Source organism: Paenibacillus sp. FSL W8-0186, assembly GCF_037969765.1.
Classification (GTDB): domain Bacteria; phylum Bacillota; class Bacilli; order Paenibacillales; family Paenibacillaceae; genus Fontibacillus; species Fontibacillus woosongensis.
The window spans coordinates 1,214,334-1,233,440 of sequence record NZ_CP150207.1; the positions used below are offsets into that span (position 1 = coordinate 1,214,334).

Genomic DNA, 19,107 nt, shown 5'->3' on the forward strand with positions numbered 1-19,107 from the left:
ATGAATCAACGAATGACAAAATGGGCCGATAATCGCTTGATATAAGGTGTTAATACCATTTTAAAGAGGGCCGTCTCCTAGTCATACGTCGATGACTGTGGGGATGGCCCTTTGTGGTGAAGTGTCCAAATGTTTCTAAAGCACATTCTTGATAAAATAAATGTCGGGGCTTTTCTTAACTTGGCTGGCAAACTAAAATATCGGATAATCGCAAACGATGCCGCCCCCAAGAGTGCAGCTAAGGGTGGCATATACATTGGAATAGGATGTGGTTTACAGTTCAAGACTATAACCCACAGTAACCAACGCCACGATATCTTCGACTTGATCGGGCTGTGGCACAACTTGAGTAAGTTCCCTGAGAAGAAGTTTACGTATACTGTCAAAAAGATAGACCAACAGTTTAAAGTAATGGAAGTGCCTCCCTACCAGCCTTAAACCGAGTATTTGGTGAACAGCGCTATACATTATTCCAGACCTCATCGTCTATTGATCCGTGTCTTACGCTCAATGAATGTTGCAGCTCAGGCGCGACTATTCCCCCGACTGGGGACCACTATATCAGTTTCCATGCTCAAGTCGGATTGGCTGGTTGCTGCAATTTGTTCATAAAGGCACTGTGCAATAGTTCGTAAACATACGAGGAAAACTGCTTCTGCTGCAACCCGTAGCGCTCGGTGTACGTATTTCCGCTGGACGTGAGTTCCTGAAAAAAACCAGACAGTAGAAAAATGAGTGAGTAAGTGAACATTTCCGCATCTACCTCCGGTTGAATACTTCCGTCCATTTTCCCATTTTCAATGATTTGCATAAATTTAATCAAACCCTCCCTCTTGAAGCGTACTAATTGATCGTAAATCGGGCTCTCCTTTTTATCGCTCCGGATATGTCCGAGATAATTCATCAGTAAAAAGGTATCCCGATGATCCTCATAAAATCGATAAAATGATTCAATTGCAGCCTGCACGTTTTCGAACCCATTCTTGGAGGAATCCACCACGCTTTCCATCGCTGCAAACAAGTTCTGAAATCCTTCCAGTACAACGGCATAATATAAATCTTCTTTGCTCGAAAAATAATTATAAATGGTCCTTTTTGTAAAGCCTGATTGTTTCGCAATATCGTCCATTGTCGTTCTCTCGAACCCATGAAGGTGAAAACTCGCTTCTGCTGCTCGAAGCATTTCTTCCTTATACATTTGCTTTTCTTTTTCTCGTCTATTTTGTCGAATCGTTAGTTCCCCCTTTGATGATGTAATTTTTTTTGAAAAAAAGCTTGCATTCGCACACAACCATTAATATACTGACAGTATATTAGTATACTAATAGTGAAATTACTTTACTTCTAGTTTATTACTGCAAGTATATGGGTATTTCGATCTTTCGTCAATGGAGGGTACCGATTCGTTCAATTTAAAAGGAGGATGATCAAAGATGGCTATAGTTGTCATGACAGGTGGAACTTCAGGTTTCGGCTTGAAATGTGCTCACCAGCTCTTAGGCAAGAATGGAACGCGACTAATCATGGGGGGACGCAGTAGTGGTCCTATAGGTGCAATGATGTTTCCGCTCGATCTGACCCGACTTGCGGATGTACGATCATTTGCAACCCAGGTCATAGAAGCATTAGGCGAGTCAAAAATCGATGCCCTGATAATGAACGCAGGTATATCGCTGTCCACAACGAAAGAGCGTAGTGCTGATGGATTCGAGTTGACATTTGCCGTTAATCACTTGGCGCATTATTTACTCTTACGCCTGTTGCTTCCTTATTTGGCGGAAGGTGCGGTGGTCGAGTTGACGACTAGCGGCACTCACGATCCAGCAGAAAAAACGATGCTTCCCGTGCCGCGGCACGTAGATGCCCGCTTACTGGCACATCCCGAGCTGGATCGTGAGCGCGACAGCGAGCCACGCATCGCCGGCGGTCGCGCGTACTCTACTTCGAAGCTGTGTAATCTGTTGACCGCCCGCGCTTTGGCTGCTAGTCCGGTGGCGGCGGCGAAGCGATTGAGGGTCGTCTCCTATAGTCCAGGGCCGACCCCTGGGACTGGCCTGTTGCGCGATTCACCGCCCTTGGTCCGTGCCATGTGGTCTGCCATGGGATGGCCCGTTATCCGGCATCTCTTCCCGCGCTTCAGCAGCAGTCACACAGCTGCCAAGGAGTTGGCGAATCTAGTACTTGGTGTTACCGAAATCCCGCAAGGACGTATCTATTCCGTCCTGCATAGAAACCGACTTGATTGGCCGCAGCTATCCGAGTTGGCCCGCCGTGACGACTTGATGACAGCGCTGTGGAGAGACAGCGCAATACTGGTCGGTTTGTCGGAATAGAATGCAAGGAGTTGATATCAATGAAAAATGTTCTTATAACTGGTGGTACTGACGGTATTGGCAAAGGTATAGCATTAGATTATTTTAGAAAAGGGCATCGAGTTTTTGTAATTGGAAGTTCATCCGCTAAGGGCGAAACACTTTATAATGAAGCTGAACGAATAAAGGGGGAAGGGAAAATCACCTTTATGCAAGCGGATTTAAGTCTTATACATGAAAATGAAAGAATAATAAAGAAATTAAATAGTGAGATTGACATGTTGGATCACGTTATTTTATGTGCTACAAGCTATAAATCCCAAAAAAATCTATTTACAACTGAAGAAGGTTATGAATTTAATTTTGCATTGAGCTATTTGAGTAGATTCATTCTAAGCTATGGTTTAACTCATTTATTGGAGCGTTCAAGTGAACCGATCATACTGAATGTATGTGCACCGGGCATGAAAGGTAAAGTTAACTTCGATGATGTACAACATCCAACGACAAGAATATTGTTCCATAATAGCCGTTTAAATGATTTATTGGGGGTTTCATTCGAACAAAGAAACAAGGGCAGTCGAATTAAATATATTCTATATAACCCCTGGGCCGTACAAACGACTGGATGGTATGAAGCGATAGAAAATCCTATTAAGAAAAAAGTAATGAAGCTCGTTTATGGAATCGTTGGAAAATCAGTCGAAGAAGGGGTTAAACCGATTATCTATTTATTAGAGCACCCACCTAAAGATTATTTAACTGCATTCAAGTTGGAAAAAAGGGTCCATTTGACGATGGAAACATTCGATCCTGCAAAAGCAGAGAGACTTCATAAAATTACTGAGCAACTGTTGGGCGAAATCTTCAATTCAACTCAAATTGCGCTTGCTGATCAAGTTTGAAGTGAATGCGGAAACGACAAGATCGGACTGGGATTTGTTAAATGGAGTGCTTCGTATCGGGGATGTTAACCATGGAAATTAAACCATGAGCAGCGATTAGAAATAACTACAATGAAATATCAATGTTGTATTAGTTTTCTATGTTCTTCATTTGGTAAATGGCTTTCGCCAATTTGTGCGAAGACGTTCATAGAACGTGTTGCCGCGGTAGATCAGGATAAATACGTCAAGAAGCTTACCACACTTTCCTATTTCAAGCTGTTCTTACATGCGCAGCTCCATCAGCGTGACGGATTGCGTGAAATTGCAGACGACGTGCTGTCTAAAGGCTTTCAAAAGGAACTGGGTATCACATCCATCTCCGCTTCCACAGCTTTGCCGTAAACATAATCAGGTCGATCCAGCCCTTTTGGAGCAGGTGTTTATGGATCTTGTGCATCGGATTCGTCAAAGCATAGAGCCATCTTTGTTACGTAGGGATTTTCGGATCATCGATTCCACCACCATTGGACTTTGCCTACAGAAGTTCAAGTGGGCCCAGTTCCGAAAGACGAAAGCTGGTGTCAAGCTGCATTTCCGTCTGGCCTACATAGACGATAAAATGACGATTCCTGATAAAGTCTGGATGACACCAGCCAAGAAGATTGATCGTAGCCAAATGGACGACTTGATTGATGAAGAAGGCATGGCCTATTTCCAACAAGCTCGTTAATTTTCCTGTCCACAACTGATGTAAGAACTATAAAGTTGGTTTTGTTTAGCCTTTTTTTGTCTAAGCTTCGTCCCTGAGGATTTATTCGTCTTTGTCTTAGAATAAAGCCGAGGGCTTAAAACCGTATTACAGTATAAACAAGAATAAAAAGGATCCGAATAATAAGAGCGATCACGATAATATAAAATGGACAATAACGATCAATAAGGGAGCTAATGGTTACCGGTTGCCGACGGAAGCCGAGTGGGAATATGCTGCGGGCGGAGGTCAGGTGAGCGAGAGTTACACATACAGCGGAAACAATAAAGCAGATGAAGTAGCATGGTATTGGAAAAACGCTGGAGATAAATACTTATCCGGAGATTGGAATTGGCCTAAGATAGAAAGCAACAAAAATAAAACAAAATCTGTTGGGTAGCAAGCAACCCAACGAGTTAGGACTCTACGATATGTCAGGTAACGTAAGAGAATGGTGCTGGAACTGGTACGCAGAAGATTTGGATAGTAAAAACGGCGCTTTTCGGGTCGTGAAGGGCGGCGGTTGGATCGGCGACGTCAGGAACAACGAGATATCTTTTCAGGGCAAGTTCGAGGGGAATGGCTTTGGCCCCGATCAAGGTTTCAGCGTGGTTCGAGGCGAGTAAAGGGGAATGAAATATGTTGATATTCATAAAACAATGAAGACGCTCGGATTCGTTAGCCGAGCGTCTTTAGGCCGTGCTTTTTTACAATGACAACGACTCCTAAATCAAATAAGAGAATTCTGGGATAGGTTGTCTGCTGTAAGGATTTTGTCTAACGAATAGCGGTAAGAAAGAGTCTCAATAGGGCATAAGCATCTTTACGCTGCTTCTCCGTACACTGATTGAGAGCATTGACAATCAGTTCGGTTTCATCATAATGCTTGGTTTTATCCGAACTGCCTAAAAGAAGTTGATTGGGAGACATCTTTAATAGGGAACAGATACTAAGCATGGTCTCAATCGACATTCCGGTTTGGCCACGTTCTATATCAGCGCAAAATTTGGGAACACGGCCTACTCTTTCGGCAAAATCCTCTTGAGAAATCCCCAGAGCCTTTCGCCGAGATCGGATACGTTCACCTACAGCTTTTTTATCGTAATCACTCATATTTAATCCTTTCTGAATCGGAGCTATTAGTTCCTATTATGGAGGAGTTTATAATTGACTTTAATGAGTTTTAAGGGTATTATTTTTAGTGGTTTTAGGGGTAGTTATTCTAGTGTTTCCAAATATACTTGGACAAATACGTATTTTTGCTACAAATTGTTCAATTATAATCATCATCTTTTTTGGATAAGGAGATGAATGGATGCAAGAGTGGATAGAGCTATTTGAAATTGAAAAACAAAAGTTAAATGAACTTGGTAACGAATCTTTTGTGAGTGGAATTCCGCTGCACGAAAATAAAGCGCTCCAAGCCCAGAGCAGGAAATTGGATGAACTGGTTATCCAGTTCCACAAACGAGTGATTTAAACGGTGTTCAAGCTAAAGCCAAATATCAGAGGGGGGAATAAACGGTGGATATACCATTATGGCTTCAAAGTGCGATTCAGGAAAGGCTGGAACGTGTTATGTCTGGAATCGAACGTCGTCCTGAACTGCGCAAGCTTCGCTCTGAAGAAGGCTCGGCATTTGAGGCTATGTTTTCTGGCACGGATCGAACAAAGATTCCGGGGGTTATGAATTGGGAGGACAAGCATCATCACAAACGGGGAGTAGAAAATGAGCACTTATACATACATGGGCTGAGAGACGGAGTACAGCTTTTTTTTACATTGTTAGACGATCCGCTTTCCGTTTCCGACAAACGTTGATAGAGAGACTATGATTTACCATATACTCAATTCATGATCTGCATGATAGAATCAGGTAATGTATAACCTGTTGATATGATAATACAGCATGGTTGATTCTTAGAGAGATTGGACGGAGTAATGGATGAAACAAAGAATTATTGACATGTCCTCACTTATTGTGGGGGCTTTCTTGTTTGCACTGGCAGTGAATTTATTTGTCATCCCCAATGATCTGGGCGAAGGCGGGGTTACGGGGCTTACGATTATTTTCTACTATTTGTTTGGCTGGTCGCCAGGGCTGATGAACCTGATTCTGAACGGGATTCTGCTCGTTGTTGGCTACAAGTTCCTGGATAAGAAAACAATGGGCTACACGATTATTGCTGTGATGCTTAATTCGATTTTTCTGCATTTGACGGAGAGTTGGAACATTAATTCCAATGAATTATGGATCAACACGATCTTCGGCGGTGTATTTGCCGGGGCTGGGATCGGCATGATTGTTCGCGTGGGCGGTACAACGGCGGGGAGCGTCATTCTGGCCCGGATCACTAATAAATATCTGGATTGGAACATCAGCTACGGGCTGTTGTTTTTTGACCTGATTGTAGCCTGTTCGTCTTTTTTCATTATTGGGGCCAAAGGTTTGATGTGTACGATTGTATTGCTATTTACCGCCACCAAAGTAATGGAATTTATCATTGAAGGACTCAATCCGAAAAAGGCAGTTACCATCATTTCTACCAAGCAGGATCATATTGCGCGCCATGTGGTTGAGAAGATGGATCGCGGGGTAACCGTGCTGTCCGGCTACGGGTATTATACGAAGGATTCCAAAGAAATTCTGTATATCATTATCAGCAAGAAGGAAGTTTCTATGCTCAAAGAAATCGTACACACCGAGGATATGAATGCATTTATTACCATCCAGGATGTTCGCGATGTCTTTGGGGAAGGCTTCCTTGAGCTATCCAAGTAACCGTTACAAAACGGATTTGTACAACACGTAAAAAGCCGCTTCCCCTCTGCAAGAGCGCGAAAGCGGCTTTAAGTTTTACTCTCATGATGCGGTTTTAGGCGATCCCCAAATCCAATCCGATCCCTAGCGACTGCGCTTTCTCCACCCAGTAGGCTGCTGTTGCTATATCGAACACGGCCATCCCCATCGGGCAAAATAAAATAGACTCATCCTCTGTATACTTTCCCAGAGCATCCCGGCAGACGACATCGGCCAGCGAACATGTACCGTCCTTCGCAAGTCCCCGCTCCAGGTGCAGCAGCTCGATATCGGTGTTTTCACGGCATACCTCATCCCAATCATCGACGACGATGCCCTGTATTTGCTCCAGAGCCGATACTTTATAGTCGCGCAGGGACACATCAAGCAGCAGGCTGCCGGCAAGCGGCGGCTGGTCGATGTAACGGTGATCGCTAACGGTACACGTTATGATGACATTGCAGCTGCTGTACAGCTCCTGCCAGCTCTCAGCGAACCGTGTACGGCCGCGATAGTCTGCATCTGCTTCGTCTATAACATGGGTCCCCAGCTTGGCTCCTCTAATATCGTAGATAAGAACCTCGTCAATACATTCCCCGAACAGCTTGCCGCACATGTCATAATGATGCTGTCCAACCGGTCCAAAACCAATGATGCCAACCCGTACCCGCCCTGCGCCAGGGCGCGCCTGCAAATAATGGCGCAGCATGACCGCACTTACGGCAACCGTCCTGGCCACACTCGGCAGTGGTGAGTTCAGAATGGCGTAAGGCACGCCTGTATCGACCTTATTAAGCAGTAGCACGCTATGCGCTCTCGGCAGTCCGCTTAACGTATTACCGGGAAAACTGGCGATCCATTTCAGGCCCGCCGCTTGCACGGTTCCCCCGACATAAGCGGGCATCGCGATAATGCGGTTAGCCGGATTGCCGTAGCGGAGGTAAGGCTTGATGGGCTGCGCATAATCGCCTGAATCTATGAGCCGCAGCGCCTCTACGATGCGAATCTCCAGCTCCTTCCAGCACAACCCGATAGTCTGCAGATGATTATTGTCCAAATAAAGCATGGACCTGCCCCTTTCTATTTTTAGAGATCATTTTACAGAGAACCGGCGTTCAGATGTTGCGCCACCCATTCATCGTTGTACACCGTATCCATATAACGCTCACCGCGATCATGGAGGATCACGACGCATACCGAATTATCCGGTATTTCATGGAATAGAGCTTCTTTAAGGGCATAAACGACTGCACCTGAAGAAGGACCAGCGAGGATGGCTTCATGCTGCACCAGCATGCGGCAGCCCGTTACCATATCGGCTTCTTTGACCTGAATGGTATTGTCCGTAAATTTGCTTTGGTTAAATGGGGGAACGATGCCGGCGCCAAGGCCGGGAAAGAAGCGCTTGCCTTTCGTTCCGCCAAGAATGACGCTGCCAACGGCGTCGACAGCGACGATTGTAGTATCCAGCTGCTGCTCCTTGACGAAGGTGGCGCAGCCCAGCATCGTCCCGCAGGTGCTGACGCCGCCTATAACGTAGTCGACTTGACCCAGCTCGGCAATAATTTCCCGCATTGTCCCATCTTTATGAGACAGATAGTTGTTTTCATTCGCATACTGGTTGGGCCAGAAGCTGTTCGGGATACTCTGGACGAGCTGTTTGACCCTGTTCAATCTGGCCGGAAGGAACTCGCCGGTTTCAGGGTCAGGCTGCTCCACAAGCTCGACATCGGCCCCATAAGCACGCATGATGCGGATATTTTGGGGCGCTGTTTTTGGATCTACAACGCTAATGAAGCGCATACCCAGCCGGGAGCAGATGGCAGCCAGACTGATCGCCATATTGCCCGAGCTGGATTCGACAATGACCGAGCCGGGACCGATTAAGCCTAGTTCCAATGCTGCCGAAATAATACGCACAGCGGGGCGATCCTTGGCGCTTCCGTTCGGATTCAGCATTTCAAGTTTGGCGTGGACGGTAATGCCGCGATCGTTGGCGAAGAGGCGGGAGAGCTGAACAAGCGGGGTGTTACCGATACAAGAAAGCCAATCTTTGGCCATGAATGACATTACGCCTCCTAGTTATACAGTTTTTTGGACTTCACGGAGCCTTGCCCTTGGTGAAAAGGCTCACTTTCTTTCAGATGAATAACCTCAATATGATCGAGCATACGGTTGTCAATCATCTGTCCGATCGCTTCAATCGTATGCTCGATCGCATACCGGATGGAGCTCAGCAGCTCGTTATTGAGCGACTCGCTGCGAATGCGGACGGTTAGCTTGTTGTCGTCTACGCTGACGCGCAGCTCGGCATCCTTGACGAAGGTATGCACAACATTCTCAATGTCGTACAAGCTGATTTTCTCGCCATGCTTGAGTTCGCTGCCGATTCGCTTGGAGATGCAAGTGAACGCCTGCCGCATCGTCCCGTCAATCTCTACGGTGCGGAAATCTCGCACTACATCGTAGGTAACATAACGGATGACAGGGAACAGGCTGCGTTTGCTGGAGGTTAGTACAAGCACTCCCTCGTTGTCTGCCAGCGGCTCGAAGCGAGGATCAAGCTGCTCGGCGCGGACTGTCTCTGCGTGGATCCCGTCAGCAAACAGATAGACGCCATGCTGGTGAGAATAGGAGGCAATCGCGCCTATCTCGATGGAGCCGACTGTATCGAGAATATCGTGTGCACCTATGCCGAATCGCGCTGCCATATTGGCCTGCCAGGCGGGTGAAGCCAATTCTCCGACGAGAATGATTCTACGGACGCCAAGTGACGCGGGATCCCCGGCGGCTCGGGCAATGGCTTCCAGAATGGAAGGCATCGTGAATAGCAGCTCGGGTTTGAATGCCTTAATTCGGTCGATATGCTCTTCAATCGGCCTGGAGAAAGAAATAGACTCTGTCTGCAGACCCAGCTCGTGGAAAATCGTATTGGCGGTGCTTGCTGCATGACCAGTGCCGACATCTGCAAAAGCTCTGCGGATCTGCAAGGGGCTGGATGCAAGCCACGTACGGTAGCAGGTCATTTTGGCAATCCGGTAATGCTCTTCGTCTTCTGGTGAATAATAGATCGATTTACGTATGCCGGTTGAAGTTCCAGATGTCCGATAGACGGTAAGGCCAGTCTCTGTGCGCGGCTCCTGCTTGTAATAGATCGTATTCAGAAGTTCCTCGGTAAGGAGGGGGAGTTCGGACAAAACTGCAGTATGAGGCTGGATGCCCAGCTCTGCAAGCAGATCGCCATAGGCCGGATGCAACTGAATGATGCGAGCCAGATGCTGTTGAAGCGAAGGGGTAAGCGCCATATCGCTATTAAGCCTCCTAAACATAGTAGTGGACGCAGCTCTTCCAACTGCTAGTCAATTAAGCATATGGCAAATCCTTTCATCCCGTGCCGACAGCGGCCTACACCATTTTTTTTGTTTGGAACGTATGCTGGAGTAAAAGGGAAATGGAGGGATAGCATGAGGTTTCGTAAGAAGGATAAATGGACCAAGGATCTGATTATGCGAAAGGAGAAAATGCTGCGGAAGCATATGCCGCCGACAAGAATCGCCACGAAGGAGCAACTGCATGACATGCTTTTGAAGTACGGAATGGTCTACGTGAAGCCAGATGGCGGGACGCAGGGAAAGGGCGTCATGAGGGTGGAGCTGAGCAAAGTCGGAAAGCGGAGATATATATACCAGGTTGGCGAGCGCAGGCGGGAATTCGCAACCTATGACAGGGCCTATGAAGCTATAAGCAAGGAGATGAAGGGCAAGCGGCATGTCGTTCAGAAGGGGATTTGGCTGCTTAAGCATAAAGGGCGTCCATTCGATATCAGGCTCATGATTCAACGGCGGCCTAGGGGCGGCTTTGAAACAACCGGTACTTTCACCAGAGTGGCACATCCCCGCAAAATCGTGACGAATGGAAGCCAGGGAGGCACGATTTATGCAACCGATGACGTATTGCGCCAATTTGCTGGAACCGCAAAGCGTAAGGAATTGTATCGCCGCATGAACGATCTTGCGCAACGGACCATAAAACGGCTGCGGGGCAGATTCACTGAAATTAAGGAGCTTGGCCTCGATTATGCTATCGACAGCAGCCTGAAGCCATGGATTCTTGAGGTGAACACGTTACCGGATGCGGCTCCGTTTACGCTCCTGAAGGATAAGAGCATCGTCCGGCGGATCGTCCGATATGGCAAAGCGTATGGTAAAACTTATAAACTGGTCTGCAAAAAAGCCAAGCGCGGCATATAGATGCCAAAATTATGGCGTTAGAACTAAAGTAACAACAGCCGATTAACCTAACCTCGCCATTGGCGAGGTTTTATATGTTTTTTGCCCCGATATTGATCCAAATTTATAAACAATCCGAGAGATGCTGCTCTTAAATGATATTATTTTTTTACCAAGTGGAACGAAATGTCTTTCACCCCGGGCGTGGGTTCTAATGGCATGTTTAAATAATCGCATTTTCCATCTTCATTGACGTTAAATTCGATCAGAAACTGGGCATCATTGCGTTCGTCGACTACTTTGAATATGTTATGATTATAGTGATATAACGGCAATTCGGCATCTTTATAATTTAAGAATAATGAGCCTTCCCGCTCGCAAACCACGGCACTTCCGTAAGCTGGATGGTTAAACTCCCCTAAGTAACTGGATATGGGATATGAAGGTTCCGGATCATCAATATCGGTGATGGAGTAATCGGAATTACGCATGCTGGCCAGAGCTTGGCGGAGCTGCTCGTTCTTAACCTTGAATCTGGTATTCCAGTCAATCGGTCCTAGGCCTAAAATTTGATCATACATATGATAGGCGATGCATTCTGGAAGCTGGGTTACTTCCATGTTAGCTAAAATTACGATACCGATATCGTCGTCTGGCATAAATGAGATATGAGTGCTAAAACCGGTTGTATTCCCTCCGTGACTAATCAGTTTACGGCCACGGTATACTTCAACGAACCACCCTAAACCGTAAAAAGTATAGGGAATCTCCGGGAATTCCCCAGGGCCGACCACAATTTGAGGAAATAGCATTTCATTGAGCTGCGCTTCTGAAATAACCGAATTTCCGTGGGTTTGTCCATGATTTAATAGTAGAGAAAGCCAGGCAGATAAATCAGTTACATTGGAAATAATAGATCCGGCAGGACCTTGGATATCTAAATTGGTGAGTGGGATCTCGATGATTCCATCACCAACGGCAGTGTAGGGCATCGCGTAATTGTCCAAATGCTGCAAACTCTCGGCGGAGAAGAGAGTGGAGGACATTTCAAGCGGTTCAAAGATCTTGTTCTTTACCCATTCTTCCCAGGTCATTCCTGTTTGCTGTTCGATAAAAAAGCCTATTAATATATACATAATGTTGGAGTACTGCCACACATAACGGACAGGGAGACTGGGATCGAGAAATCGAAGACTTTCGGAAATTTCTTCTCGCGTGAGGGTTGTATTGTGGAGGACCATATCATGCCTCGGCAGTCCGGATCGATGACAGGCAATATCGCGTAAAGTTAAATGATCTGTAGCATAAGGATCTTGCATTTGAAATGAAGGCCAGTACTGCTTAATGGGGGTGTCCCAATCCATATTCTGTTCATTTAACAAAATGGAGAGAGCCATGGCTGTGAATGGTTTTGTTGAAGAAGCAATGGGAAATAAAGTTTCTGTATTTACAGGAAGCTTCTCCTTCATGTTTCTTTCCCCAAAACCTGAGGAAAACAGAACCTGATTTTTTTGCACCACGGATATGGCGATCCCTGGGATGTTCCATTCTTTTCGCAATTTTTCGATCCAAAAGCTAATCAATTTGAACACAGCGGAATTCATCTGCACCTCTCCCATCACAAAATGCTCTTTATTATAAAAATATACATCCATTTATAAATGTCAAAATCTGATATTTGAGGTTAATGCTGTGATACATACTTCAATATCCCTGAGTTTCACCCCTAACGCGAATGCACCCTCTTACCCTGCACCCACACCTCGCGGATATGCTCAGGCCTAACCAGATACATTATTTTCTGGAACACGTCGTCCAAGTTTTCATCTTCATTAAAAATCGGCAATTTGGCGGATGGCAGCTTGGTATCGATCACTTGTACGTCCCAGGCATTATTTTCTTCAATCCGGCCGATGGGAAGGCTTAAGCTCTCACCGCCGCCAGCAGTGGCCAGGTAGAATGCCTCATGGATCGTAATTCGCGATCCGGGTACGCCTCGTTCGCTGGCCGGAAGGGAGGTATTCACGCCGTCCTCCAGCATTCTCGAAGAGATGACCGCTTGTCTGATGTTATCGTACAGGCTAGGCGAGAAGCCTCCCGAAATATCCGAGCCGAGTCCGATCTCGACGTTTTTGGAATGAAGATGAGCGATCGGGATGACGCTATTGGCAAAATAGGCGTTTGAGATGGGACAATGGGCAATGGCTGTTCCTGTCTCGGCAAATAAATCTGCATCATGATCATCGAGGAAATTGCAATGAGCCATGACGGATTTGTCACGCAAAAGGCCAAAATCATTCAGGGCAAAGGCATCGTTCTTCTGGAATCGATCTTGTACATAACCGTGCGCCCAGTCGCTCTCGCTGCAGTGTGATTGAACATACGCATCATATTTGGCGGCCAGCTCTCCGAGGCCCTTCAAAGCTTCGTCCGTACAGCTTGGAATAAACCGCGGCGTTACTACCGGGTAGACGCCTTGCTTCGTGGATTTGGCTAATTCTTGCACAGCTATAATGAATTCTTCCGTATCTACGAGTGCCGTATGTGTATCCGCGTCGCGATAAAATTCCGGATTTTGCCCGGGATCATCCATGACGACCTTGCCGACGAGTCCGCGCTGGCCTTTACCGGCACAGATTTCAGCCAGCAGCAAGCTGGCTTCTTTATGAACCGTTGCAAAATAAAGCGCCGTGGTTGTTCCGTTCGCGAGAAGGGTGCTTACCACATCGTCGTAGATTTTTTTTGCAAAATCTAGATCCGAGAATTTAGACTCCAGCGGGAAGGTGTACGTGTTTAGCCAGTCGTAGAGTGGAATGTCCAGTGCGGTTCCGGACTGGGCCCATTGCGGGGCATGGACATGCAAATCGATAAAACCAGGCAGGAAATACTGGCCGTCAGCCAGCCGATGGAAATTACGCTTCCCTTGGTAATGATCCAGCAGAGGCTGATAGCCGGAATCCTCAGGTGAAACGATTTTTGCTATAACACCGTCTGCATGGATACAAAACAGATAATCCTTAAGGATGTGAATTTCTTTGGGGGATTTGCTGGAAAAAGCAGTGCCTTGAAATACTTGCATATAATTATCCATAAATACCGCCTTAATGTACGTATTTTAAATGTATTTTGTATTATAATTCGTGGATAAGGAGAAGTCTAATATCAAAAAACGGATATTTTCGCGCGCTCCCCATAGGTAGGGAACTTTTCCGCAAATCATGGTTCATATCTATTCTATTTATGATAACCTTTTATTAATGGCAAGCATTCTGCAAGAGGATGAAAATCCGGGAAGATGAGTTGAAGTCAAAAAGGAGCAAACAAACATGCAGTTCGCAAAAAGAATGGATCGGTTTGGTGAAGGCATTTTCACTAAATTATCGGATATCAAACGCAGCAGATTGGATCGTGGCGAAACGGTGATCGATCTGAGCATCGGCACGCCGAATATTCCGCCGGGCAAGCATATCATCGAAGCTTTATGTACGGCCGCCGCTGATGAAATGAACTACGTGTATGCACTCAGCGACCAAAGCGCTTTATTGGAGGCGGTAAGCGACTGGTATAAGGAGCGATATCAGGTAGCGCTGGATCCGAAAACGGAAGTTTGCTCGCTGTTAGGCTCGCAGGAAGGGCTGGCGCATATTTCATTATCCATCGTAGATGAGGGAGACGTCGTGCTGGTGCCGGATCCCTGCTACCCAGTGTTCGCAGACGGGCCGCTGCTGGCCGGAGCGAAGCTTCACTATATGCCGCAGAAAAAAGAAAACGGCTATGTGATCAACTTGAAGGATATTCCGGAACAAGTAGCGCGCCAGGCCAAGCTGATGCTGGTTTCCTATCCGAACAACCCGACTACCGCCATGGCGCCGGATAGCTTCTATGTTGATCTGGTCGCCTTTGCGAAGAAATATGATATCATCGTTCTTCATGACAATGCCTACAGCGAATTAGTGTTTGATGGCAAAAGCTGCGGCAGCTTTCTCTCCTTCCCTGGTGCGAAAGAGGTTGGCGTTGAATTTAATTCCTTGTCCAAAACCTATGGGCTGGCTGGGGCAAGAATCGGCTTTTGCGTAGGAAATAAGGAGGTTGTCTCCCGCCTGAAGATACTAAAGTCGAACATGGACTATGGTATGTTTCTGCCAATTCAACAAGCAGCGATTGCCGCGATAACCGGGGATCAGAGCGGTGTGGAGACGACGCGCAAAGCTTATGAGCACCGAAGAGATATTCTTTGCGATGGCTTGAATGCGCTGGGATGGAAGATAGATAAGCCAGAGGCAACGATGTTCGTCTGGGCGGCGATTCCTTCCCATTACGGGACATCCGAGGATTTTGTCATGGACATGGTCACTAAAGCTGGGGTCATCGTCACGCCGGGCAGCGCCTTTGGCCCTTCGGGCGAAGGCTATGTACGAATGGCGTTGGTTCAAGATGAAAAGAACCTGAAGCAGGCGGTCGATGCGGTTCGCCAAAGCGGGATTTTAAACGTGTAGGTACTAAGGGTGGGAGAGTAGCCGTACTCCTAGTTATAATACTGTTGGACGATGCCAGTATAAACTATTTTTTTGGTGTTAAATATAATGGGTTTGGCTTAAAAAGAAAACTGCACCTCTAACTGCTAATTGTATCTGACAGTGAGGTGCAGTTCTTAGGGTAGTCCCGGTTTATAAAACTAGCCCGTATGCATTCATAAAGTTATTTAGTAAATCATTACTCAGTTTTCTTTTAGTGGAATATGAAATTCGACTTTTGTTCCCTTACCGCGGGCACTTTCAATCTGGAAATATGCATCTTCACCATATGCAAGAATAAATCTACGATATACGTTCAATATACCCGTGTGAATGTTAAAAAATGCATCAATGTGCTTCCCCTTGCTCTGCAGCAATGCTTGTACTGGTTCGAGCACATCCTTGCTCATACCTGTTCCTGTATCGGAAATCGTAATATGAAGTCCGTTATCAATGAGTTTTACTGTTAAGGACAGTTTAAATTCGGCGCTACTCATATTGGGATTCCAGCCATATTTCAGGGAGTTTTCTACAAAGGGCTGAATAATTTGTTTCATAACAATTTGATTCATAGCTAGTGGGTCGATGTTAAAAGAAGTATTTACCTTCTGTCCATTTCGATAATAGTGAATCGTCAAAAAATGCTGAATATACGAAATTTCCTCTTGCAATGGAGCCCATCCGCCATCCTTTCTAATGCTATATCGCATCATTTTGGATACAGCCTGAATCATATCTTCAATGGCCTCACCATTATTTCTGGTAGCATAAGAGTCGATAGCCTCCAAAGTGTTATACAGAAAATGGGGGTTAATTTGGGCCTGCAGCTGAAGCAGCTCTCGTTCCTTTTCTTTTAATTTGGAATGGTAGACTTCTTGTTCCATCTTATTGAGTTTTTCCAGCATTTGATTATAGCTATGAATCAAAAAGCCGATTTCATCGTGTCTTTCCTTCAATTTTATCGGAACGTATTGTCCCCTTCCCAGACTTTGCATCCCTTTTTTGAGAAAATATAGCGGACGTAAAATACCGTTTAATATTGAAAAACCAATGGATAATGCAATGGCCAAGCTGGCTGCTCCGATTAAAATTGTCAGGTAGTAGCTTTTCGTCACGGCTTGCTTAATGGAGCTCAGTGGGGCTATCCATACCAGCATCCAGTCCTGGTTTGGTAGCTGCGTATATGTGGCTTCGTATTCAGCGTTATTTGACTCAAATACAAATTGTTGCTCGCCTTTGTTGTACAGGTTTGTCCAAAGATCCTGGGCGAGATTGGTGTTCAGAGGATTATTAGTAACCATATTTTGGGTATGTGGATGATAAAGAATTAATTGTCCAGCTTGTTCATAGTCCGTGTAATTCAGTAAATTTAATATTTTATCCGCCTGAATTTCTAAAATAATCCATGATTCGATCGTTCCTGAATTAATATTGATGATGGGTCTGATAAACGAAAACACCGTATCGTTCGGATACAGCACGTAATCCAGCAGATGCGGCTCGCTTAATTGCGTTGTTTCGGTATTCAGAATGGAACGATAAACAGGATGTTCGTATAAATTGAACTGAGAATCGAGCTGCGTCTGATAGGAATCAAAATAAACTTTCCCCATCTTGTCGAGGTAGAGCACCCCTAACACTTCAGGATGAAATTTCAACGAATTCTGAATAATAGGTCTGAAATTCATAATATATTCCGCTTGTTCAGACAAGAGGTCAGGACGGACGGATAAAAACTTTTGAAAATCGTTATTTGTGTAAAGGCTATCAAAGGCTTCCTCCAGATTATCCAAATAGCTGGTTATTTCGTTGGAGGCATAATTTACATATTGCTTGGAAATGGAAGATGAATACTGCGTACTGGTTTGAAAAATAAAGTATTCGGAGCTTTGGCTAACGATAGCCATCGGAATAATAGTAATGAATATGAGTAATATAAATAGTTTGTATTTTATTGATAGACGGTTTAATATACGTTTTAAGGATTGACAAGACACGATGCTAATGCCTCCTTCAGATCTTTGGAAACCTGCAGCTGTGTTATTGAAAGGAGTTGACTAGTATGAGAATTTGCGTTGTTGATGATGAAAAGGAAGTTCGGACCAGCATCATACAGAAGCTGTACGCATTATTTCCTGACATTGAGGTGTTTGACGTTGGATTTGGTCAACAAGCCGTTCAGGAGATTCAATTCATTCGCCCGGACGTTGTTCTGCTTGATATAAGAATGCCCATCATAAATGGCCTCGACATGCTGCAATGGATTAAAGAGAACTTTTCTCAAATTTATGTGATCATTATATCAGGGTACGATGATTTTGAATATGCGAAGAAGGCTCTTCACTTCGGTGCCCTGGATTACATGCTAAAGCCAGTCAATCGTAAAGAGCTTAAAGAGACTATTCATAAAATTGAACATCACCAAGTTGAACGATTTCTACAAGAAATTCAAGTGTGTTTTATGAAATCCATGGTTTCTGCGTTTTCATTTCAGGATGTTCAGATCATTCCAAAGCAGGTAAGCTTCTGGTTCGATGAACGTATCCCCAAAAAGCTGCAATTGAAAATGGATTCTCTATCTTTGAATAATGAAAGCGGCAAGGTCTCGTCAGCGCCAATTATATTCTCCTATAGTATCAACGATATCATCAAAGGGGATTGTATAATTAGTGATGAGCTGGATGGAACGCCTATTTTCAGGGAAAAGGAAGATTTTTTTGAACAATTGCAAATGCAGTACGAAAAAAGCATACAATTGAGATTTTTTGAAGTATCGGCACTGGATCAATTATCGCTTCATGATGACCGGGATAAGATGCACCAGCTTGCGTCTTTGCGAAACCGGATGCTTGATGAAGCTAGAAATAACAATATGGAGCAGGTTCAATGTTATTTGAACGAATGGTTTTCCGTGATAGAAAAAATCCCCTATCGAATGCTAATCAAAGAATCTGCCTATTTGCTTGCCATTCTTGATGAAGGATTTACGAAACCGAAATTGATCGTGGTGGATGATGATTTGCTTCATTATTGGATGAGCTGGGTTGCCAAGCATGTTACCTTTACACATTTACGTCACCACATGAAATCGCTAGTGATTCGCAGCCTTCAGGAATGGATAAGAATTGAAGTTGAGCAAGACATGGGGGAGCAGACCCAGTGGTTTGACAAAGCCTTTTATATTATAGAATCCTCCAAAGATCTTAACATAAATTTGGAAGCGGTTGCAGAAATGGTGGGCGTTCATCCCGTCACGCTAAGCAGAATGTTCAAGCAGAAAGTGGGTATTAATTTCATTCAATATTTGACCAACAGAAGGCTAGAGACTGCAAAAGAGTTAATTGTGGCAACGGATAAAAAAATTATGGATATCGCATTAGAGATCGGTTATTCGGATTACCCCTATTTTCGGAATTTATTCAAAAAAAGATATCACGAATCTCCTTCCGATTATCGCAAGAAACATGCTAAAAGCATTGAAGTTTGAGCATCCATTATTTTAAGCAAGACTTACAGAGGTGCATGACTATATGAACGCGTGGAAACGACTTGTCGTCTATCTTCTTCTCATGACCATATGTTCGAGTTGTTCGCCGCCGAAGCTTGATGTTGCTCCG

Annotated in this window: 17 protein-coding genes and 1 pseudogene; 10 read left to right on the top strand and 8 right to left on the bottom strand. The window is 45.1% G+C overall.

Annotation, left to right across the window (positions count from 1 at the left end):
• Nucleotides 1–574: 574 nt before the first annotated feature.
• Nucleotides 575–1,198, bottom strand: coding sequence for a TetR/AcrR family transcriptional regulator (locus MKX50_RS05170; RefSeq protein ID WP_339158604.1), 624 nt, complete (start codon nucleotides 1,196–1,198; stop codon nucleotides 575–577).
• A gap of 235 nt (nucleotides 1,199–1,433) precedes the next feature.
• Between MKX50_RS05170 and MKX50_RS05175 the strand changes: the two genes are divergently transcribed.
• From MKX50_RS05175 to MKX50_RS05190, 4 genes and pseudogenes are all read left to right on the top strand, one after another.
• Entirely contained in the window at nucleotides 1,434–2,333 is a 900-nt protein-coding gene (locus MKX50_RS05175; protein ID WP_339158606.1) for an SDR family NAD(P)-dependent oxidoreductase, read from the top strand.
• A gap of 20 nt (nucleotides 2,334–2,353) precedes the next feature.
• Nucleotides 2,354–3,217: an SDR family NAD(P)-dependent oxidoreductase gene (locus MKX50_RS05180; RefSeq protein ID WP_339158607.1), complete on the top strand. Its 864-nt coding sequence runs from the start codon at nucleotides 2,354–2,356 to the stop codon at nucleotides 3,215–3,217.
• A gap of 268 nt (nucleotides 3,218–3,485) precedes the next feature.
• Nucleotides 3,486–3,929 (top strand): hypothetical protein, encoded by a 444-nt coding sequence (locus tag MKX50_RS05185; protein WP_339158609.1) that lies wholly within the window; start codon nucleotides 3,486–3,488, stop codon nucleotides 3,927–3,929.
• Between the two features lie 109 nt (nucleotides 3,930–4,038).
• Nucleotides 4,039–4,573 (top strand): annotated as a pseudogene (locus MKX50_RS05190) (SUMF1/EgtB/PvdO family nonheme iron enzyme); the annotation flags it as partial.
• A 151-nt stretch (nucleotides 4,574–4,724) separates the two neighbouring features.
• Here MKX50_RS05190 and MKX50_RS05195 read toward each other — a convergent pair.
• Entirely contained in the window at nucleotides 4,725–5,060 is a 336-nt protein-coding gene (locus MKX50_RS05195) for a helix-turn-helix transcriptional regulator (protein WP_339158610.1), read from the bottom strand.
• Nucleotides 5,061–5,262: 202 nt separating this feature from the next.
• Between MKX50_RS05195 and MKX50_RS05200 the strand changes: the two genes are divergently transcribed.
• The 3 genes from MKX50_RS05200 (at nucleotide 5,263) to MKX50_RS05210 (ending at nucleotide 6,729) form a co-directional block, all read left to right on the top strand.
• Entirely contained in the window at nucleotides 5,263–5,427 is a 165-nt protein-coding gene (locus MKX50_RS05200) for an aspartyl-phosphate phosphatase Spo0E family protein (RefSeq protein WP_339158612.1), read from the top strand.
• A 44-nt stretch (nucleotides 5,428–5,471) separates the two neighbouring features.
• Complete coding sequence (locus MKX50_RS05205) at nucleotides 5,472–5,768, top strand: hypothetical protein (RefSeq protein ID WP_339158614.1); 297 nt, start codon at nucleotides 5,472–5,474, stop codon at nucleotides 5,766–5,768.
• Nucleotides 5,769–5,892: 124 nt separating this feature from the next.
• Nucleotides 5,893–6,729 (top strand): YitT family protein, encoded by an 837-nt coding sequence (locus tag MKX50_RS05210; protein ID WP_339158615.1) that lies wholly within the window; start codon nucleotides 5,893–5,895, stop codon nucleotides 6,727–6,729.
• Between the two features lie 94 nt (nucleotides 6,730–6,823).
• Here the strand turns inward: MKX50_RS05210 and MKX50_RS05215 are convergent, their stop codons facing one another.
• The 3 genes from MKX50_RS05215 to MKX50_RS05225 are packed head-to-tail and all read right to left on the bottom strand — an operon-like array spanning nucleotide 6,824 to nucleotide 10,052.
• A complete protein-coding gene (locus MKX50_RS05215) occupies nucleotides 6,824–7,813 on the bottom strand; it encodes a 2,3-diaminopropionate biosynthesis protein SbnB (protein ID WP_339158616.1) in 990 nt (329 codons plus the stop codon).
• Nucleotides 7,814–7,845: 32 nt separating this feature from the next.
• Nucleotides 7,846–8,808, bottom strand: coding sequence for a 2,3-diaminopropionate biosynthesis protein SbnA (gene sbnA / locus MKX50_RS05220; protein ID WP_339158617.1), 963 nt, complete (start codon nucleotides 8,806–8,808; stop codon nucleotides 7,846–7,848).
• A 17-nt stretch (nucleotides 8,809–8,825) separates the two neighbouring features.
• Nucleotides 8,826–10,052 (bottom strand): hypothetical protein, encoded by a 1,227-nt coding sequence (locus tag MKX50_RS05225; RefSeq protein ID WP_213592956.1) that lies wholly within the window; start codon nucleotides 10,050–10,052, stop codon nucleotides 8,826–8,828.
• A 159-nt stretch (nucleotides 10,053–10,211) separates the two neighbouring features.
• Between MKX50_RS05225 and MKX50_RS05230 the strand changes: the two genes are divergently transcribed.
• Nucleotides 10,212–10,997 (top strand): YheC/YheD family protein, encoded by a 786-nt coding sequence (locus MKX50_RS05230; protein WP_213592954.1) that lies wholly within the window; start codon nucleotides 10,212–10,214, stop codon nucleotides 10,995–10,997.
• 140 nt (nucleotides 10,998–11,137) lie between these two features.
• On the opposite strand, the gene MKX50_RS05235 is transcribed toward MKX50_RS05230, so the two are convergent.
• Both MKX50_RS05235 and guaD read right to left on the bottom strand, forming a co-directional pair.
• The gene (locus tag MKX50_RS05235) at nucleotides 11,138–12,595 is read right to left on the bottom strand and encodes a serine hydrolase (protein WP_339158620.1); all 1,458 of its coding nucleotides are present in this window, start codon (nucleotides 12,593–12,595) and stop codon (nucleotides 11,138–11,140) included.
• A gap of 107 nt (nucleotides 12,596–12,702) precedes the next feature.
• On the bottom strand, nucleotides 12,703–14,067 hold the full coding sequence (gene guaD / locus MKX50_RS05240) for a guanine deaminase (RefSeq protein WP_339158622.1): 1,365 nt from the start codon (nucleotides 14,065–14,067) through the stop codon (nucleotides 12,703–12,705).
• Between the two features lie 235 nt (nucleotides 14,068–14,302).
• Here guaD and MKX50_RS05245 point away from each other — a divergent pair, with 235 nt between their 5' ends.
• Entirely contained in the window at nucleotides 14,303–15,472 is a 1,170-nt protein-coding gene (locus tag MKX50_RS05245; RefSeq protein ID WP_339158624.1) for an aminotransferase class I/II-fold pyridoxal phosphate-dependent enzyme, read from the top strand.
• 221 nt (nucleotides 15,473–15,693) lie between these two features.
• On the opposite strand, the gene MKX50_RS05250 is transcribed toward MKX50_RS05245, so the two are convergent.
• Nucleotides 15,694–17,397: a histidine kinase gene (locus tag MKX50_RS05250; protein ID WP_339158626.1), complete on the bottom strand. Its 1,704-nt coding sequence runs from the start codon at nucleotides 17,395–17,397 to the stop codon at nucleotides 15,694–15,696.
• 155 nt (nucleotides 17,398–17,552) lie between these two features.
• Between MKX50_RS05250 and MKX50_RS05255 the strand changes: the two genes are divergently transcribed.
• A complete protein-coding gene (locus MKX50_RS05255) occupies nucleotides 17,553–18,977 on the top strand; it encodes a response regulator (RefSeq protein WP_339158627.1) in 1,425 nt (474 codons plus the stop codon).
• Nucleotides 18,978–19,107 lie beyond the last annotated feature (130 nt).

What these genes read in the sequence shown, in the direction of transcription:
- MKX50_RS05170 (WP_339158604.1), bottom strand. Translation starts at nt 1,198, where the DNA reads ATGTATAAGGAAGAAATGCTTCGAGCAGCAGAAGCGAGTTTTCACCTT.
- MKX50_RS05175 (WP_339158606.1), top strand. Translation starts at nt 1,434, where the DNA reads ATGGCTATAGTTGTCATGACAGGTGGAACTTCAGGTTTCGGCTTGAAA.
- MKX50_RS05180 (WP_339158607.1), top strand. Translation starts at nt 2,354, where the DNA reads ATGAAAAATGTTCTTATAACTGGTGGTACTGACGGTATTGGCAAAGGT.
- MKX50_RS05185 (WP_339158609.1), top strand. Translation starts at nt 3,486, where the DNA reads ATGCGCAGCTCCATCAGCGTGACGGATTGCGTGAAATTGCAGACGACG.
- MKX50_RS05195 (WP_339158610.1), bottom strand. Translation starts at nt 5,060, where the DNA reads ATGAGTGATTACGATAAAAAAGCTGTAGGTGAACGTATCCGATCTCGG.
- MKX50_RS05200 (WP_339158612.1), top strand. Translation starts at nt 5,263, where the DNA reads ATGCAAGAGTGGATAGAGCTATTTGAAATTGAAAAACAAAAGTTAAAT.
- MKX50_RS05210 (WP_339158615.1), top strand. Translation starts at nt 5,893, where the DNA reads ATGAAACAAAGAATTATTGACATGTCCTCACTTATTGTGGGGGCTTTC.
- MKX50_RS05215 (WP_339158616.1), bottom strand. Translation starts at nt 7,813, where the DNA reads ATGCTTTATTTGGACAATAATCATCTGCAGACTATCGGGTTGTGCTGG.
- sbnA (WP_339158617.1), bottom strand. Translation starts at nt 8,808, where the DNA reads ATGGCCAAAGATTGGCTTTCTTGTATCGGTAACACCCCGCTTGTTCAG.
- MKX50_RS05225 (WP_213592956.1), bottom strand. Translation starts at nt 10,052, where the DNA reads ATGGCGCTTACCCCTTCGCTTCAACAGCATCTGGCTCGCATCATTCAG.
- MKX50_RS05230 (WP_213592954.1), top strand. Translation starts at nt 10,212, where the DNA reads ATGAGGTTTCGTAAGAAGGATAAATGGACCAAGGATCTGATTATGCGA.
- MKX50_RS05235 (WP_339158620.1), bottom strand. Translation starts at nt 12,595, where the DNA reads ATGGGAGAGGTGCAGATGAATTCCGCTGTGTTCAAATTGATTAGCTTT.
- guaD (WP_339158622.1), bottom strand. Translation starts at nt 14,067, where the DNA reads ATGGATAATTATATGCAAGTATTTCAAGGCACTGCTTTTTCCAGCAAA.
- MKX50_RS05245 (WP_339158624.1), top strand. Translation starts at nt 14,303, where the DNA reads ATGCAGTTCGCAAAAAGAATGGATCGGTTTGGTGAAGGCATTTTCACT.
- MKX50_RS05250 (WP_339158626.1), bottom strand. Translation starts at nt 17,397, where the DNA reads ATGGCTATCGTTAGCCAAAGCTCCGAATACTTTATTTTTCAAACCAGT.
- MKX50_RS05255 (WP_339158627.1), top strand. Translation starts at nt 17,553, where the DNA reads ATGAGAATTTGCGTTGTTGATGATGAAAAGGAAGTTCGGACCAGCATC.